The sequence below is a fragment of the Candidatus Pantoea floridensis genome, from assembly GCF_900215435.1.
GTDB lineage: Bacteria > Pseudomonadota > Gammaproteobacteria > Enterobacterales > Enterobacteriaceae > Pantoea > Pantoea floridensis.
Window position 1 is genome coordinate 255201 of the sequence record NZ_OCMY01000002.1, and the last position, 16295, is coordinate 271495.

14 protein-coding genes are annotated in these 16295 nt (G+C 53.7%); 3 read left to right on the forward strand and 11 right to left on the reverse strand.

All coding sequences use genetic code 11. The features are described 5' to 3' along the window. Window positions 1-265 precede the first annotated feature (265 nt). Complete coding sequence (locus CRO19_RS21780; protein WP_097097922.1) at window positions 266-1228, forward strand: LysR family transcriptional regulator; 963 nt, start codon at window positions 266-268, stop codon at window positions 1226-1228. Window positions 1229-1334: 106 nt separating this feature from the next. Here the strand turns inward: CRO19_RS21780 and CRO19_RS21785 are convergent, their stop codons facing one another. The 10 genes from CRO19_RS21785 to CRO19_RS21830 form a co-directional block, all read right to left on the reverse strand. Next, window positions 1335-2264 (reverse strand): 2-hydroxyacid dehydrogenase, encoded by a 930-nt coding sequence (locus tag CRO19_RS21785; protein ID WP_176519237.1) that lies wholly within the window; start codon window positions 2262-2264, stop codon window positions 1335-1337. Continuing rightward, window positions 2261-2710, reverse strand: coding sequence for a type II 3-dehydroquinate dehydratase (locus CRO19_RS21790; protein WP_097097923.1), 450 nt, complete (start codon window positions 2708-2710; stop codon window positions 2261-2263). Before CRO19_RS21790 ends, CRO19_RS21785 begins: the two co-directional genes overlap by 4 nt. Before the next feature lie 15 nt (window positions 2711-2725). Continuing rightward, window positions 2726-3337 (reverse strand): glutathione S-transferase family protein, encoded by a 612-nt coding sequence (locus CRO19_RS21795; RefSeq protein ID WP_097097924.1) that lies wholly within the window; start codon window positions 3335-3337, stop codon window positions 2726-2728. Then, window positions 3334-4344 carry an NAD(P)H-quinone oxidoreductase gene (locus CRO19_RS21800; RefSeq protein ID WP_097097925.1) on the reverse strand — a complete coding sequence of 337 codons (1011 nt, stop codon included), beginning with the start codon at window positions 4342-4344 and terminating at the stop codon, window positions 3334-3336. Before CRO19_RS21800 ends, CRO19_RS21795 begins: the two co-directional genes overlap by 4 nt. Before the next feature lie 5 nt (window positions 4345-4349). Beyond that, complete coding sequence (locus CRO19_RS21805; RefSeq protein WP_097097926.1) at window positions 4350-5498, reverse strand: ABC transporter ATP-binding protein; 1149 nt, start codon at window positions 5496-5498, stop codon at window positions 4350-4352. A 124-nt stretch (window positions 5499-5622) separates the two neighbouring features. After that, on the reverse strand, window positions 5623-6783 hold the full coding sequence (gene argE / locus CRO19_RS21810; protein ID WP_097097927.1) for an acetylornithine deacetylase: 1161 nt from the start codon (window positions 6781-6783) through the stop codon (window positions 5623-5625). Between the two features lie 16 nt (window positions 6784-6799). After that, complete coding sequence (locus tag CRO19_RS21815) at window positions 6800-7474, reverse strand: DUF1028 domain-containing protein (protein ID WP_097097928.1); 675 nt, start codon at window positions 7472-7474, stop codon at window positions 6800-6802. Between the two features lie 4 nt (window positions 7475-7478). Beyond that, a complete protein-coding gene (locus tag CRO19_RS21820) occupies window positions 7479-7913 on the reverse strand; it encodes a RidA family protein (protein ID WP_097097929.1) in 435 nt (144 codons plus the stop codon). A 209-nt stretch (window positions 7914-8122) separates the two neighbouring features. After that, window positions 8123-9193 (reverse strand): acyltransferase family protein, encoded by a 1071-nt coding sequence (locus CRO19_RS21825; RefSeq protein WP_097097930.1) that lies wholly within the window; start codon window positions 9191-9193, stop codon window positions 8123-8125. A 315-nt stretch (window positions 9194-9508) separates the two neighbouring features. Further along, the gene (locus CRO19_RS21830; RefSeq protein ID WP_097097931.1) at window positions 9509-10528 is read right to left on the reverse strand and encodes a LacI family DNA-binding transcriptional regulator; all 1020 of its coding nucleotides are present in this window, start codon (window positions 10526-10528) and stop codon (window positions 9509-9511) included. 251 nt (window positions 10529-10779) lie between these two features. Here CRO19_RS21830 and ascF point away from each other — a divergent pair, with 251 nt between their 5' ends. Together ascF and CRO19_RS21840 are read left to right on the forward strand one after the other, a co-directional pair. Continuing rightward, complete coding sequence (gene ascF, locus CRO19_RS21835; protein ID WP_097097932.1) at window positions 10780-12231, forward strand: PTS cellobiose/arbutin/salicin transporter subunit IIBC; 1452 nt, start codon at window positions 10780-10782, stop codon at window positions 12229-12231. A gap of 11 nt (window positions 12232-12242) precedes the next feature. Next, window positions 12243-13679: a 6-phospho-beta-glucosidase gene (locus tag CRO19_RS21840; RefSeq protein ID WP_097097933.1), complete on the forward strand. Its 1437-nt coding sequence runs from the start codon at window positions 12243-12245 to the stop codon at window positions 13677-13679. Between the two features lie 22 nt (window positions 13680-13701). Here CRO19_RS21840 and CRO19_RS21845 read toward each other — a convergent pair whose 3' ends face one another. Next, window positions 13702-15798 carry an FUSC family protein gene (locus CRO19_RS21845; protein ID WP_097097934.1) on the reverse strand — a complete coding sequence of 699 codons (2097 nt, stop codon included), beginning with the start codon at window positions 15796-15798 and terminating at the stop codon, window positions 13702-13704. Between the last annotated feature and the right edge of the window lie 497 nt (window positions 15799-16295).

Consider the following 16295-nt stretch of genomic DNA (forward strand, 5'->3'; position numbering starts at 1 on the left):
TCTGGTGTTAAAGCGATATTGCCGTCAGGCTGAGATTCGGTAAAACAGCATTTACCTCGCTGTTGCGTCAGAATTTCTGACGCTAAAAAAAGCGCTGCTCTGGCAAGGATTTTCTTAACCGCAGGTGAGGCAGAAGCGAATGGGCGAAGAGATGCAGGCAGGTGATTATCCTGTTACGGGAGCCGGCATGATAAATGCATAGTCTCCAACACAATTAGAATGACTGGCGCGACATGAGCGCGTCAGCAATCCCAGGAGAATCTGCATGCTCAGTCGCATCACCCAGCGTCAGCTGGAATATTTTGTCGCTTCCGGTGAAGCGGGCAGCATTATCGGCGCATCGGAACGTATCCACGTTTCATCACCGTCGATCTCAGCGGCTATCACCCATATTGAGTCTGAGCTTGGCGTGCAGCTTTTTGTCCGTCATCACGCGCAGGGCGTCTCACTCACCGCCATCGGCCATCAGGTTTTAAAAGAGGCGAAGCTGATCCTGGAGCAGATGTCGAACCTCTACACGATTGCTTCAGAATCCATGAATAATGTGCGCGGACCGCTGCGCGTCGGCTGTCTCGATACCTTAGCGCCGATGTTGACGCCTGAACTGGTGTTCGGTTTTGGTCGCGCTTTTCCTGGCGTGCGTATCACGCTGGTAGAGGGCAATCACGAGCAGCTATTGAAACAGCTGCGTGCGGCCGATATCGATATTGCCCTGACTTACGATCTGGTTCCTGCCGGCGACATCACCTTTCAATCACTCGCGCAGTTGCCGCCTTATGTGATGGTGGGTGAACATCATCCGTTCGCCACGCAATCAGCCGTCTCTATGCAGGATCTGGCCGATGTGCCGATGGTATTGCTGGATATGCCGTGGAGCCGGGAATATTTTCTGAGTCTGTTTAGTGAGGCGGGCGTCACGCCCAACATTGTTATGCGCTCGAGCAATATGGAAGTGGTCCGCGCGATGGTGGCAAACGGCGTAGGTTTTGGCATCGCTAACGTGCGGCCCAAAGCTCACCTTTCGCAGGATGGTAAACGCTTAATTCGCGTACGTTTGGCGGGTGTGAATAAGCCCATGCAACTCGGCTATGCCACGGTGGCACATGTGCAGCAATCGATGGTGGTCAGTGCCTTTGCCGAGCGTTGCCGCATGTTTATTTCCGACCAGTACATTCCCGGCATGGCGGCACCGAGCTATTTCGATCCGCAAGTGGTCAAGGTGGCGTAATGCTCGTCAGATAAGCGTGAACCGGACACCATAAAGGGTGAGGGGATGTCGTAGGGTGCGCGTTCATGCGCACCTGGATGCATAGCGACGCAACTAAGCGCTTGCTTTAGTAACCTTGTTGCGGAAACACCTGATTTAACACCGGCTCCCCGCGAGTGATGCGGTGAATATTATCCGCCACCTGCGGTGCGGCACTGGCGGGGATCGCCACAGATGCCAGATGAGGCGTGATCAGCACATTATCCATGCCCCACAATGCATCATCTGGAGGTAAAGGTTCACGATCGAAGACATCCAGCGTTGCTTCGGCAATATCCCCGCGCCTCAGCGCCAGAGTTAATGCCTGCTGATCAACGATGGCACCGCGCGACACATTGATAAACGCAGCGCCTTGCGGCAAGCACGCTAATCTTTCAGCGTTCAGCAATCCGTGGGTTTGCGGCGTCAACGGCAGCATTACCACCAGGATGTCACTGCTGGCGAGGAAATCGTCCAGCGCATCCATTCCGCTGCTGCAGGCAATGCCAGCCAGCGTTTTCTGCGAACGCGACCAGCCACGGACATCAAACCCCTGCCGCGCCAATTCACTCGCGGCATAGGCTCCCAGCTCACCCAAACCAAGCACCCCTACGCGCACGCTTTCTGGCGATCGCGGATGCAGATAATGCCAGCGTCGATCGCGCTGCGCCCGCTCAAACGCCGGTATATCACGCGCGTAGCGCAGCACGGCAAACAGCACGTAGCTGGCCATCATGCGCGCCATATGCGGATCCGACAGGCGGATTATCGGAATGTCTGGCAAATCATCACGGCCAACCAGCGAATCAACGCCAGCCCCCAGATTGACCAACAGTTTTAAATGGCGATAAGGGGCAAAAAAACCGTGCGGGGGTTTCCACACCAGCGCATAGTGCACCTCATCAGCCTGCTGTACCTCTTCAGCGCGACAAATAGTGACGCCGGGAAGATGCGGCGCCAATAACGCTGACCACTCGGTGAAACTGTCGAATTCACTGTAAAACACCAACGTACTCATGCCGCGTCCGCCTTTATCAACGTGACCACCGCATCAATCGCCAGCTCGTACCCCAGCACGCCGAGTCCGGCAATCACACCGGTGGCCGCTTTGGAAACCATTGAGTGATGGCGAAAGGGTTCACGCTTCCAGATATTACTCATATGCGCTTCGATAATGGGCCCATCGAACATTAGCAAGGCATCCAGAATAGGTACTGAACTGTAGCTCAGCCCCGCCGCGTTGATAATTATCCCCGCCGCGTGCTGACGTGCCTCCTGAATCCAGTCGACAATAATGCCTTCATGATTACTTTGGCGAAATTGCAGGTTCACGTTGTGTGCTGCCGCACGGCGCTGGCATCGCTCACCAATACTGACAAAACTTTCCGTGCCGTAAGTGCCGCCTTTATCCATGCCGTACAAATTTGCGTTCGGTCCGTTAAGGAAGAAAATCTGCTGTGCCATGTAAGCTCCTGACTATCAATGCGGGCGCGTGGCGGCCATGGCCGGATGAGCATCGAAAATTGCAAACCACGCGGCAGTAAGGGGATGCTGCTTACGCCAGTTCATCCCGGCAAAACGGAAGTCGAGGTAACCGAGCGCGCAACCTATAGCAATTAAACCGATATCATCGGGAAGGGTGTTAAAGCCGACAACCTGACGTTCAATTTCCCCCAGTGCGGCGCTGACTTTTTTTAACTGCGCATCAGCCCAGCCAGGCCACTGCTTCTCTGCCGGGCGCGCGCTGAACTCATAGCGCGCCAGCAGTGCTGCATCGATCAATCCGTCACCCAACGCCTGACGAGCCAGACTTACCCAGCGGGATTCACCGTGCGCCGGCAGTAAATTTCCCTGCGCGCGTGCGTTGAGGTACTCGCAAATCACGCGGCTGTCATACAGACATAAATCCGTCTCGGTTCGCAGCGCAGGCACCTTGGCTAAAGGATTGATGCTGGCAATGCGCTCATCGCGTTCGATGGGATGGGCCGCTGACGCCAAAAGCGTAATCTCATCGAGCAGCCCCAGGCAATGTGCCGTAACCATGACTTTGCGAACATAAGCCGAGGTGCTGGCGTAGTAGAGCTGCATCATCTCGACACTCCTGGTTGATCAATGGCGAGCAGTACTTTGCCGATATTGGCATTGGCTTCCAGGATGCGATGTGCCTCAGCCGCCTGCGCTAACGGTAAGGTTTGATGTAGCGTGGGAATGATTTTTCCTGCTGCCAGCAGCGGCAAAATGTGTTTTCGCAGACACTCGGCCAGACGCGCTTTTTCAGCGGCCGGCTTAGGACGTAACGTGGATGAGGTCAGGCTCAAGCCTTTGCGCATCACCAGTTGCAAATCGAGTTCAATTTTAGCGCCGCGCATAAATGACAAGCTGACATGGCGTCCGCCCTGCGCCATAACGCTGAGATTGCGGGCCACATAGTCACCCCCCACGTTGTCCAGCACCACATCAACCCCGTGGCCTTGGGTTTCATCCTGGATCAGCGCGACAAAATCCTGGCTGTGGCGATCAATGGCGCGCCACACGCCGAGTCGCTGAAGTGCGGCAATCTTAGCGGCTCCGCCAGCCGTGGCAATAACCCGCGCGCCACACGCCTGCGCACTTTGAATCGCAAAGCTGCCCACGCCGCTGGCCGCCCCATGAATCAGCACGGTTTCACCCGGCGTTAGGCGGCCTAGCTCAAACAGGTTATGCCAGACGGTAAAGGCCGCTTCCGGCACGCCGGCGGCCAGCGCCAGCGGCAGCGCTGCCGGCACCGGCAGACAGAGTTCGGCGCGTGCGACACAATATTCGGCATAGCCACCCCCGTTGAGCAGCGCCATCACCGGCGTGCCGAGGTTCAGGCTATCAACGCCCTCACCCAATTCCGCGACAACGCCCGATACTTCCAGACCAAGCACCTCGCTGGTACCGGGTGGAACGGGCATCCCGCTGCGCTGCATAATGTCAGGACGGTTCACCCCCGCATGGCTTACGCGGATAAGCACTTCACCTGCCCCTGGCTGCGGTACCGCGCGGTCAACCATGGTTAACACCTCGGGGCCGCCCGGCTGGTGAGCAATCACCGCTTTCATCATTTCTGGTAGCATCTGCGTTATCCCTGCTTCTCAGAGGTAAAGGCGCAAACGCCCTCATCATCAAACATCACGCCCACCACGCTGCCCACCGGCCAGCGCGTCAATGATTCCAGCCCCGATTGACGGGCAAACAGTGTCGCACTGCCTAACGCGGGCACATCAAGATGCACATCAACATGGTCGCCCTGGAAGACATGGGTGATCACCGTCGCGCTGAGGAAGGAGTGCGGCCCAAGCGCAGCCAGTTGAATGTTCTCAGGGCGGACATACACGTCAAGCCGCTCGCCCACCGTAGCCTGGACGCGTTCCGCGGGCAGACGCAGCGCATTGCCGCCCAGTTCAACCACCGCAGCACTATCACGGCCGGCGTATCGACCCGGCAGAATGTTCACATCGCCCACAAAACCAGCGACGAAAGGATCGCGCGGGCGGCGATAGATCTCATCTGGCGTGCCGATTTGCCGCACGTGCCCCGCTGACATCACGACAACGCGATCGCTCATGCTCAATGCTTCGCCCTGATCGTGCGTCACGAACACCGTGGTAACGCCCAGTTTGCGCTGGATAGCTTTTAGCTCGACCTGCATCGATAAGCGTAAATTTTTATCCAGTGCGGAGAAGGGTTCGTCCAGCAAAAGCACTTTCGGGCGAATGACCAGCGCCCGTGCCAGCGCCACGCGCTGCTGCTGTCCACCAGATAACTCGCGCGGTTTGCGGTGGCCGTAGCCCGCCAGTTTGACCAGCGCCAACGCCTGTTCAACACGCTCAGCAATTTCATCTTTCGCCACACCGCGCATACGCAAGCCGTATCCGACGTTTTTCTCTACCGTCATATGCGGGAATAGCGCGTAATTCTGGAATACGATGCCGATTTCACGCTGATAAGGCGGAATCTCCGTCACCAAATCGCCATCAATGAAAATTTCGCCGCCGTCGGCTTCGGCAAAACCCGCCATCAGATTAAGCAGCGTAGTTTTCCCGCAGCCAGATGGCCCCAATAGCGTAATGAACTCGCCTTCTTCAATCGTGAGAGAAATCTTGTGTAACGCGATGGCGTCACCAAAACGCTTTAGCACGCCATCTAATTGCACGGCAACGTTAACGGCTTTCGCTGCTGGCGCAAGCCGCTCAGGATGCGGGAATGAAGTCACTTCTGCACTTACCATGGAATCTCCAAAAAACGGGGCTGTATTGCTTGTCACCAGCATACGGCTTGTGCGCGTGTAACACGGTTAGTGCTTACTGAAGCTGGCATTTGGAAAACATAAAGCAACGCAATCCGTGACGTTGTCACGATAATGAGCGGCACATCCATCCGGCAAGACGAGCCAGCATGGCATCACACGCGTCAAGCTGGGCAACGCTGATAAATTCATCCGGCTTATGGCCCTGCGCCATGCTGCCGGGTCCGCAAATTACGCTGGGAATGCCAGCCTGATGAAACAGCCCGCCTTCCGTACCAAAGGCTACCGTTGAAAAATCGGTTGATTGAGTCAGGTAGGCAATCAGCTGCGCCGCCGCGCTCTCCTTATCAGTGAATAGACCTGGATAGCCGCTTATAGGATAAAAACGGATGCCGCTTTCAGGTGCGATAGCCCGCATAGGCGGTAAAAGTGCGGTTTGAGCGAAATTCTCCAGCTCATCGGCGATAGCCTGCGCGCTATCGTGCGGTAAGGTGCGGACTTCGAAGTCGAAGGTACATTCGGCTGGCACAATGTTTAACGCGGTGCCACCGTTGATCGTGCCCGTTTGTACCGTCGTGAACGGGGGATCAAAACGTGCATCCTGCCGTTGCGGTTGCGAAAGGCGTTCGCCTATCGCAGTGAGGCGATGAATTAATTTGGCAGCGTATTCGATGGCATTCACGCCCTGCGGCGCATAGGCCGAATGACAGGCGGCGCCTTTCACTTCACAGCGCACGCCCAGTTTACCTTTGTGTCCCAGCACCGGCTGCAGTTCAGTTGGCTCGCCTATCAGGCAAATCGCCGGTTTTTCCGCACGTTGCGCCAGCGCGTCAAGCAAAGTACGCACGCCAACGCAGCCCACTTCCTCATCGTAAGTGATCGCCAGATGAAGAGGCTGCGTAAGCGGCTGCGCCAGAAAATGCGGAACCGCGGCCAGCATACAGGCGATATAGCCCTTCATGTCTGCCGTGCCGCGCCCGTATAGCTTGCCGTCACGCTCGGTTAGGGTAAACGGCGGCACGCTCCATTTTTGCCCCTCTACCGGCACCACATCACTGTGGCCGGAGAGCATGACGCCACCATCGCCCGCTGGCCCCAGCCGCGCATAAAGATTGGCTTTACTGCGTTCAGCGTTGTGGATCAGCTCGCAGCTGACCCCCAGATCGGTTAAGTAGCGCCAGGCGAAATCAATCAGCGCCAGGTTGGATTCGCGGCTGGTGGTATCAAACGCCACCAACGTTTCAAGCAGTTGTCGACTGGTTAACATCACCGCTCCTTGAACGTTACTCGTCACCCGGCACGCCGTAGCTGGGTGCCTGAGTGGGATCGATGGCGCGCGTCACGTAATCATTCATTTGCGGCTGGTAAGCCAGCCATAGCTGGTTCAGCTCGTCGATAGGCTCGGCTGCGGTCCAGTCAACACGGAGATCGACAATCGGCCACACTTGATCCGCCACGATCGATAAGGCGGCTGAGTGTATCGGGCCCGCTTCACCTCCCGCCGCCATGCCGGCTTGCATCGCCGCCAGCAAACGCGCGGCAAGTTGCCCCTGCTGCTGCTCAAAAGCAGCGACCATCGCCGGGATGACCTCGGGATTGGCCAGCAAATTACCGGCGGCGACGCACTGGTTACCGCTTTGCGCGTTATGTATCCCCAACGTTTGCTCTCCGCTGAACCAGGCACTTTGCCCATCGGCCGCTAACACCGTTATCTGGCGATACTGAAACCAGCAATCGCTCGCTAAACCACTACGCAACGCGGCTTCAGCGCTGTCACCCTGCTGCAGGCGATCCAAAATGCGTGGTCCAAGCGCCGGTAACGTGATGTTTTGCGTTGAGACGGCACCGACGTCAGAGCGTAACCACGGGCAACGCGCGCCCACAGCGATACTGGATGAGGCGATCGCGATGCCGATTTGGCCAGTTGCCGCGCAGCGTCCAACAATGGATAACGTCATTAATTCATGCTCCTTCTGCTGGCTGCCAGTCGTCGGGGATCACGGCGATCACATCTATTTCCATTAGCCACTGCGGTTGGCCGAGGCCGGAAATCACCAGGCCAGTTGATATGGGAAACACCCCTTTCAACCATTTGCCCACCACTTGATACACCGGCTCGCGATAGCGCGGATCGATAATGTAAGTGGTGGTTTTCACGATATGCGACAAATCGCTGCCCGCTTCTTCCAGCAGCTGTTTGACATTTTTCATCGCTTGTTCGGCTTGCGCGGCAGGATCGCCTAACCCCACCAGATTGCCCGCAAAGTCAGTGCCTATCTGCCCGCGGACATAAACGGTATTACCGGCGCGAACGGCCTGGCAAAGATCGTTATCTAGAGCCTGGTTGGGATACGTCTCTTTGGTGTTGAATTTACGAATGCGCGTATGTGTGCTCATGTCAGCCTGCTAACAGTGAAAGATTTACGTCAGATATACCCTGCGGCCTGAAACAGTGAAAACAGCATTAACCGAGGTGTTGCTTTAGAAATTCCGAAGGAGGGATGAAAGGACTAAATGGCGGTGGTAAACATCTGATGCGCAGACGAAAGCGACCGGTGCGCCTAAAAGCGCACCCTGAGAAAGACCAAACCAATCAGGCTGAAGTATTAAGCTCCCGCCCCCGATTGCGGTGCCGCAGGCACGCGCTTGCCTTTAAGCATATTTCTCAACGTTGGCTCTGCATATTTGGTGATCAGAAATGCGATATAATACAGCACGGTAGCCACAACAATCGGCATGAATAGCATGATCCCCTCACTCTTAATATAAACATTCAGTTTAATTAGCGTAGCGATCATTAAGTTTTCATGGATAAGATAGAAGGCGTAGCTGGCAAAACCAATCGCCGTGAAAAAACGCACGGAGAGTATGCGCTCCATCTGTTTAAAATAGAAACTGGCAATAAAAAACAGCATGACGACAAGCAAAGGAATAATTGTCATTACGCCGGCATTCTTAACGTAATAGCTGAAATTAATCAGCATCGCGAACGCCACAATGGCGTAATGCAACAGCTTATCGCGCCCGTGCATTCTTTCGTAAACCAGGCAGCCTACCATAAACCATGAGTAATGGATAAAACCGAACTTGGCAATAACATCTATAAACAGAGGATAGCCCAACGACTTCAATACCGAAGAGGCAGACAGCAGCAGCATGGGTACCAGCAATCCTGGTAAGCAATATTTACGCCCAAAGGTAAAATAGATGGCACCGATAATAAGATAAAAAACGGCTTCAACATAAAGCGACCAGAACGAACCCGCCATCGATTTAAACTCAATGCCGGTTAACTGCGACAGGGTTTCTGGATTGGTAAATATCAGGCCGGGCAGCAGGTTTTTGACCTGCGGCGTCATCGCTGACCATTCGGGAAAGAGTCCGCCGACAAAGTACAACAACATACTGGCAATAAACATGGCAGGGAAAAGACGCAGCCAGCGTTTTTTCAGGAAACTGATGTAGCTAACCGATTTATCCAGCGTCATAAAAATGACGAAGCCAGAGATCATAAAGAATAATTCCACACCAAGCCAACCATAAGCAAAAACGGGAATATGCTCTGTAGCAGTGGCATAGGGTAATAATTCCGCCCATCGTGCGTAGGCATGATAACCAATAACCATGAGAATCGCTAAACCGCGCATTCCATCAAGATGCGTTATACGTGCGTGCATAATTCCCTCAGGAAAGATGACTGGTGAGTTAACTCAAATTAACACCACGTAACTTTTATTAGCAATAAGACTAATTCTGATTAAGAAGGAATGGAATGAGAACATAACCTAACAAATAATTGCGGCGTTGCTTGCTGTTTACTGGCCTCAATAAATTAACGAACATTGTGGAGGGAACTCTTTTCCCATTGCATTTTATCAATTTTGTTTTTTAATGCGTAAAAATAATAAAGCCATTTATTAGCAGAGTAATAACTGGCCATCGGTGAAATAACAGGATGGAAACTGATACATTGCCAAATTTTACTTAATCCATCACAAATTGTTATGAGGCCCGGGCCCCATTGATTCCCGCACAATCAGTTCGCCGCTAAACATTTTATCATTGCGCATTTCACCGCCGTCCAGCATCGCAATCAAACGTTCGATGGTCTCCTGAATCATCTCGGTGACCGGCATTTTTACGCTCGACAGTGCAGGAATAGTAAAAGGCGCCAGCGGAATGTCATCGAATCCAATCACGGCTACCTGTGCGGGCACGGCAATCTGATGTTGTGCCAGCGCTTTAAGCGCACCCACGGCCATATCGTCGTTACTGGCAACCAGCGCGGTGAAATTGCGCCCCTGCGCAACAAGCGCGTTTACCGCCGCCATGCCGTTTTGCGCTTGCCATTTGCCCGCCACGATCAACCCTTCATCAACCGCAATGCCCTGTTTCTGCAATGCCGCTTTGTAGCCCGCCAGACGCTCGCGTCCGGTCGGAGAATCCAGCGACCCGGTGATAAACGCGATATCGCGATGGCCCAGAGCAATTAATTGCTCCACCGCTTCGGCGCTGCTGCGCTGCTGATCGGAATAGATGCAATAGCTGTCGTGCTGACGCAGGCGGCGGTTGATCACCAATATCGGCTGGTTATGCTGCGCAATGATGTTGTCCATCTCATCCGTGGTGAGAAAACGCGGATAGATGATTACCCCATCACAGCGCAGATCGAGCAGGAATTGAATGGCGGCACGCTCCTCTTCAGCACTGTGTTTGCCATCCACCAGTAGCAGTTGACGCCCCTGCTGTTCCATCAGGCGTGCGGAGTGCTGCATCAATTCAGTGAAATAGCTGCCGGTATACAAGGTGTTGGTGATCACCAATCCTATCGTTTGGCTCGATTTGGTCGCAAGGTTGCGCGCCAGTAAATTGGGGCGAAAACCCGTTGCGGCTATCGCCTCAAACACTTTTTCCCGTTTTTCCTGACTGACATAACCATTGCCCGATAACACGCGCGACACCGTCGCTTTGGAGACGCCTGCTACTTTTGCCACCTCAAGTATGGTCGCCATGATTCACTCTTTTTCCATGCTCATTGCCGCAGTGTACCTAAGCTGCGAATTGTGCGGCAATTTTTCTGCTGCCGCGACGAATTTATGGTTCTGCTCGATCCGATCAACTTCACATTTCCGATCATTAAATTTTAAATTTCTTGCCTGTGAAAACCCACATCTTCATGATTTTGTGAAACCGGTTTCTCATGATGATAAATCATACAGAAGGCGGCTGTACTTCTACCTAAAAAAACAGAGACCAAAAATCCATGGCTAAAAATTATGCGGAAGTCTCACGCGCCATCGTGGCTTCGCTCGGCGGGTTAGACAATATCGAAGCGGTAACGCACTGCATGACGCGTCTGCGCTTTGTGGTGAAAGATAGCGCGCAGATTGATAACGCCACGCTGAAGGCCATTCCCGGCGTGATGGGCGTCGTCCATACCGATGCCCAATGTCAGGTGATCATTGGAAATAACGTTAACCTCGCTTATCAGGAAGTGTTGAAGCTCGGTACGCCCAACCGCGATGGTGCCGCGCCGTTAAAACGCAAAATCACCCTGCGCAGCATCGGTGCCGGGATTCTCGACGCGCTGGTGGGCACCATGTCGCCACTGATTCCGGCGATCATTGGCGGTTCGATGGTCAAACTGCTGGCGATGGTGTTAGAGATGAGCGGCGTACTGGCAAAAGGTTCGTCTACGCTAGTAATTCTTAACGTCATTGGTGATGGTGCCTTCTTCTTCCTGCCGATTATGGTGGCGGCCTCGGCGGCGCTCAAATTCAAAACCAATATGTCATTAGCGATTGCGATTGCCGGCGTGCTGGTTCATCCCAACTTTATTGATTTGATGGCCAAAGCCGCGCAGGGTCAGGCGGTTGAGTTCGCCTATATCCCCGTTACGGCGGTGAAATATACTTACACGGTGATCCCGGCGTTGGTAATGACCTGGATCTTGTCACATATCGAGTACTGGATTGATCGCATCACACCGGCAGTGACAAAGAATTTCCTCAAGCCAATGCTGATTGTGCTGGTAGCGGCACCGATCGCCATTGTGCTGATTGGTCCACTCGGCATCTGGATTGGTAGCGGTATCTCGGCGCTGGTTTATACCATTCACGGCTATCTTGGCTGGCTTTCAGTGGCCATTATGGGCGCGCTGTGGCCGCTACTGGTGATGACCGGCATGCATCGTGTGTTCACCCCCACCATTATCCAAACCATTGCCGAAACGGGTAAAGAAGGCATGGTAATGCCTTCAGAAATCGGTGCCAATTTGTCGCTTGGCGGCTCTTCGCTGGCGGTAGCGTTTAAAACCAAAAATCCGGAACTGCGCCAGACGGCGTTTGCCGCAGCCGCGTCGGCGATTATAGCGGGCATCTCCGAACCGGCGCTGTACGGCGTGGCGGTTCGCCTCAAACGTCCCCTGATCGCCAGCCTGATAAGCGGCTTTATTTGCGGCGCGGTAGCCGGCATTGGCGGGCTTGCCAGCCATTCGATGGCCTCACCAGGTTTGTTTACCAGCGTACAATTTTTTGACCCTGGCAATCCGATGAGCATGGTGTGGGTTGGTGGCGTGATGGTGCTTTCCGTGGTGCTCTCCTTCGTGCTTACGTTGATTCTGGGCTTTGAAGATATTCCGGTGACCGAGAATACACCGGCAAAAGCTGCAGCAGAGAACGCTAAGCCAGCCAACGTTAATTTATCCAAGGTGTAAATGAGGTTTTTATGTCTGCAGTGACATTTCCAGAGGGATTTTTATGGGGCGGCGCATTAGCCGCTAATCAGTCTGAGGGGAGCTATCTGGCCGGCGGCAAAGGCTTAACCACGGTGGATATGATTCCCCATGGTGCACACCGCATGCCGGTAAAGCTGGGCCTGGAGAAGCGCTTTGCGCTGCGCAGCGATGAATACTATCCCAGTCATGAAGCCATCGATTTTTACCGTCGCTACCAGGACGATATTGCGCTGATGGCCGAAATGGGTTTTACCGTATTCCGTACCTCGATAGCCTGGAGCCGTATTTACCCAAAAGGCGATGAACTGACGCCGAATGAAGAAGGTATCGCTTTTTACCGTAGCCTGTTTGAAGAGTGCCAGAAATACGGCATCACGCCGCTGGTAACGCTAAGCCACTTTGATGTGCCAATGCATCTGGTGACGGAATACGGTTCATGGCGCAACCGCAAAATGATCGCTTTTTTCAGCCGCTACGCGCGTACCTGCTTTGAAGCGTTTGACGGTCTGGTGAAATATTGGCTGACTTTTAACGAGATCAACATTCTCCTGCACAGTCCTTTTTCGGGCGCGGGTTTGGTGTTTGAGCCTGATGAAAATCCAGAACAGGTGAAGTATCAGGCGGCGCATCATGAGCTGGTAGCCAGTGCGCTGGTCACGAAAATTGCGCATGAGGTCAATCCCGCTAACCAGGTGGGATGCATGCTGGCGGGCGGCAATTTTTATCCGTGGTCGTGCAAGCCGGAAGATGTTTGGGCAGCACTGGAAAAAGATCGCGAAAACCTGTTCTTCATCGATGTGCAGGCGCGTGGGGCCTACCCTTCTTATGCCGCTCGCGTGTTTCGGGAAAAAGGCGTGGAAATTGCGATGGAGCCTGAAGACGCCGCCACGCTGCGTCACACGGTTGATTTTGTCTCTTTCAGCTATTATGCCTCGCGCTGTGCGTCGGCTGAGATGAATGAGCAAAACAGCAGCGCCGCCAATGTGGTGAAATCACTTACCAATCCCCACTTGCCGCGTAGCGAGTGGGGCTGGGGCATCGATCCGCTTGGTCTGCGCATCACCATGAACATGATGTATGACCGCTACCAAAAGCCGCTTTTCCTGGTGGAAAACGGATTAGGCGCGCACGATGAAATGAATGCTGACGGCGAAATTAACGATGATTACCGCATTAGTTACCTTAAGCAGCATATTCAGGCGATGGGCGACGCCATCGCTGATGGTGTTCCGCTGATTGGCTATACCACCTGGGGCTGCATTGATTTAGTGGCGGCATCGACCGGTGAAATGAGTAAACGTTATGGCTTCGTCTATGTTGATCGTGACGATCAAGGTAACGGCAGCCTTGAGCGTATCCGCAAAAAATCGTTCTGGTGGTACAAACAGGTTATTGCCAGCAACGGGCGTAATCTGGATTCGATCTAACGCGTGCGCACTAGCGTGCACCTTACTTTGTGTGAATAAAACGACGTCGCGCAATAATCTCCACCTGACGCGGCGTCGCCACCGGCCACGCTTGCTGCGGGAACAGATACAACCGAACGCTGAACAGATGGAACAAGGGTGTTAGCACCCTTTCATCGCTTTTTGCCAACTGCTCCAGTATCAACAGCAGCAAATCCAGTTCCTCTTGCAAGTCAGCGTGCGGCGGCGTCTGCAAGGATTTCAGCCTGCGTTTAAGAAACAGCGCCAGTTCATGAAACATCTGTCCGCTATCCAGCTGATATTGCTGCAGAAGCGCTTTGTGCCGCGCGTAGTAGTCAAAACTGTTTACGCCCAACCACACTTCTTTGAGCAACATTCCGGCTGAACGCATATCGGGATGCGGATCCAGACGCAAACGCGGCAGTACCACATTCACTTTATCCAACATCAGACTGATAAAGCGTTGGCGTCCCAGCAGCGACGAGCCATTACGTTCGGTCTCTTTAATAAAGCGTAATAGCTCGCGCAGGCCTTGCCGCACTGCGCGGCGTGCGGTCCAGGAAGGTCGTTTGTTGCGCATGATGGCTGTTACGATAACCGCAAACATCACGCCGGCCATCGAAGCTATCGCATTATTGATCAGCAATACCAAATCCGGTTTTAGATGGTGACCCAAACCAATGAAACCGGGAATTTGAATCGCGACGCTGAGGCCAATCATGTTGGTCGAAGGCCGCGCAATCATCAGCGCAAGCATCATCAGGCCAGGTGCCAGGCAAATGATTAACGCTTCAAATGAGGTGGCTTGCGGTAACAGCAGCGCCACGTAAATCACGCTGATAACAATGGCTACGATGACGCCACGCACAAACAGCTTCATCGAGGTTAGCGGCGTATCCACACTGGCCAGCAATGAGCACAGGATGGCCGCCATTACCGGCGCCGACGCGCCATCGCGCCAACCCGAGGCCATCCATAACAGGCAGGAACCGAAGGTTGCGCAAAATGCGGTTAACGCGGAGAGCCGGATCAGCCCTTTATCAAAAAAGCGATGCGTGCGTTTGCCCCGTGCCAGCGTGGTGTCGCCCGACAAATCGCTGACCAGACCACTTACGCTTTGATACGCACCGGCAATACGCACAAAATCCGTCAGCCGTTCAAGTAATCCGGTCAACAGCAGCCAGGTTTCCGTGGGCATCTCCCCGTTTTGCCATGTGACATTGAGTTCCTGCTGACAGCCACTCAGCGTCTGCTGAATGCCACTGGTTTCACCCACCGCTTCGCCATCATGAAGCCATTGCAAAAACAGCTGAAAAGTTAGCGCCACATTTTCCGGGAAAGTAATTTGCAGCGCAGATAACCGCTGTAAACGCAGCTCAATCGCCGTGAGCGTCGGGATTAAATAGGAAAGATGTTGGTATTGTACGCTGACCAGACGAATTAACCGGCGCGCGGCATCGCCTTCATAGACGCAGTGGGTAATCAGAACTTCCACCTGCTGCGGGTTGGTTGCCATGCGGATGAGGATATCGTCGCGCTCAGGCGATGTGTCGCTGGGAATACCGGAGAGCAGATCGCTGCATAATTTGCGCGCGTTGAGATACCACAGGCTAACGCTTTGCTCCAGCAGGCTGCGCATCGAGACCGGAAATAACAGCGCATGCACCAGGCTGCTGCAGACGATACCCAACGTGATCTCTTCTATACGCGAGATAACCGTGCTGGTGATAGAGAGCGGCGTGGTGACTTCCGGGAACCCCATGATTGCTGCACTGTAACCGGCCAGCATGAAAATATAACTTTTTGGTGTGCGGTCATGCAGCGACAAATACAAGCAAACGCTCACCCACAGCGAGACGCAGAAACAGAACAGCAATGGATGTTGCACGGTTGGCGGAAAAATAAAGAAGATAAATACGCCACCCAGCAAGGTGCCGAGTAATCGAAACACCGATTTGGAAATGGTTGAGGCGGAATAGAGCTGCGACGCAAGCAGGACCGTGGTCACTGCCCAGGCCGGCTTATCCAGATTCAATTCCAGTGCGAGATACAATGCCAGGAAGGCGGCCAGAGAGGTTTTTACAGCAAAAAAAACGGCGTTTTTTGAAAACCACTGCATCACACAAAGACCAGGAAGTACGAGTGCTGCGTATCCTGCCAGAATGTAAAAAAGCCTCACCTCGATAAATACGACAAAATGTTTCGCAATAAAAAAAGATGTTCTTAAACCGCATGCTTTGCGCGGATAACGTGTAAGGACTGCTAATGCAATCTGATTGCTGGAGCGCATTATTGCTGCTGTTTTGCACAATTATCGCGCCTGAGACGATTTTTACGAGGATCTGTTATCAGACAAATAAATGTGTGCTGGATCACACTTTGTTGAAACATGCTCATTCCGGTGGGATTTCCATAAAATTATTTCGCGCAGAGAAAAGAGGTTTCCTGTGCCAGATCATCTCTTCATCTACCAAAGCGCCTCCCGCCTGGACGAGTAGCCACTCCGCTCGCTGCCATTGATTGTGGCGACCCGATCAGCGCGAGCGGCCAACCCCAGTACTCTTTTAAAACCGGCGATGGTACTATTTACCCGCTTAATCAGGCGCAGAACGATGC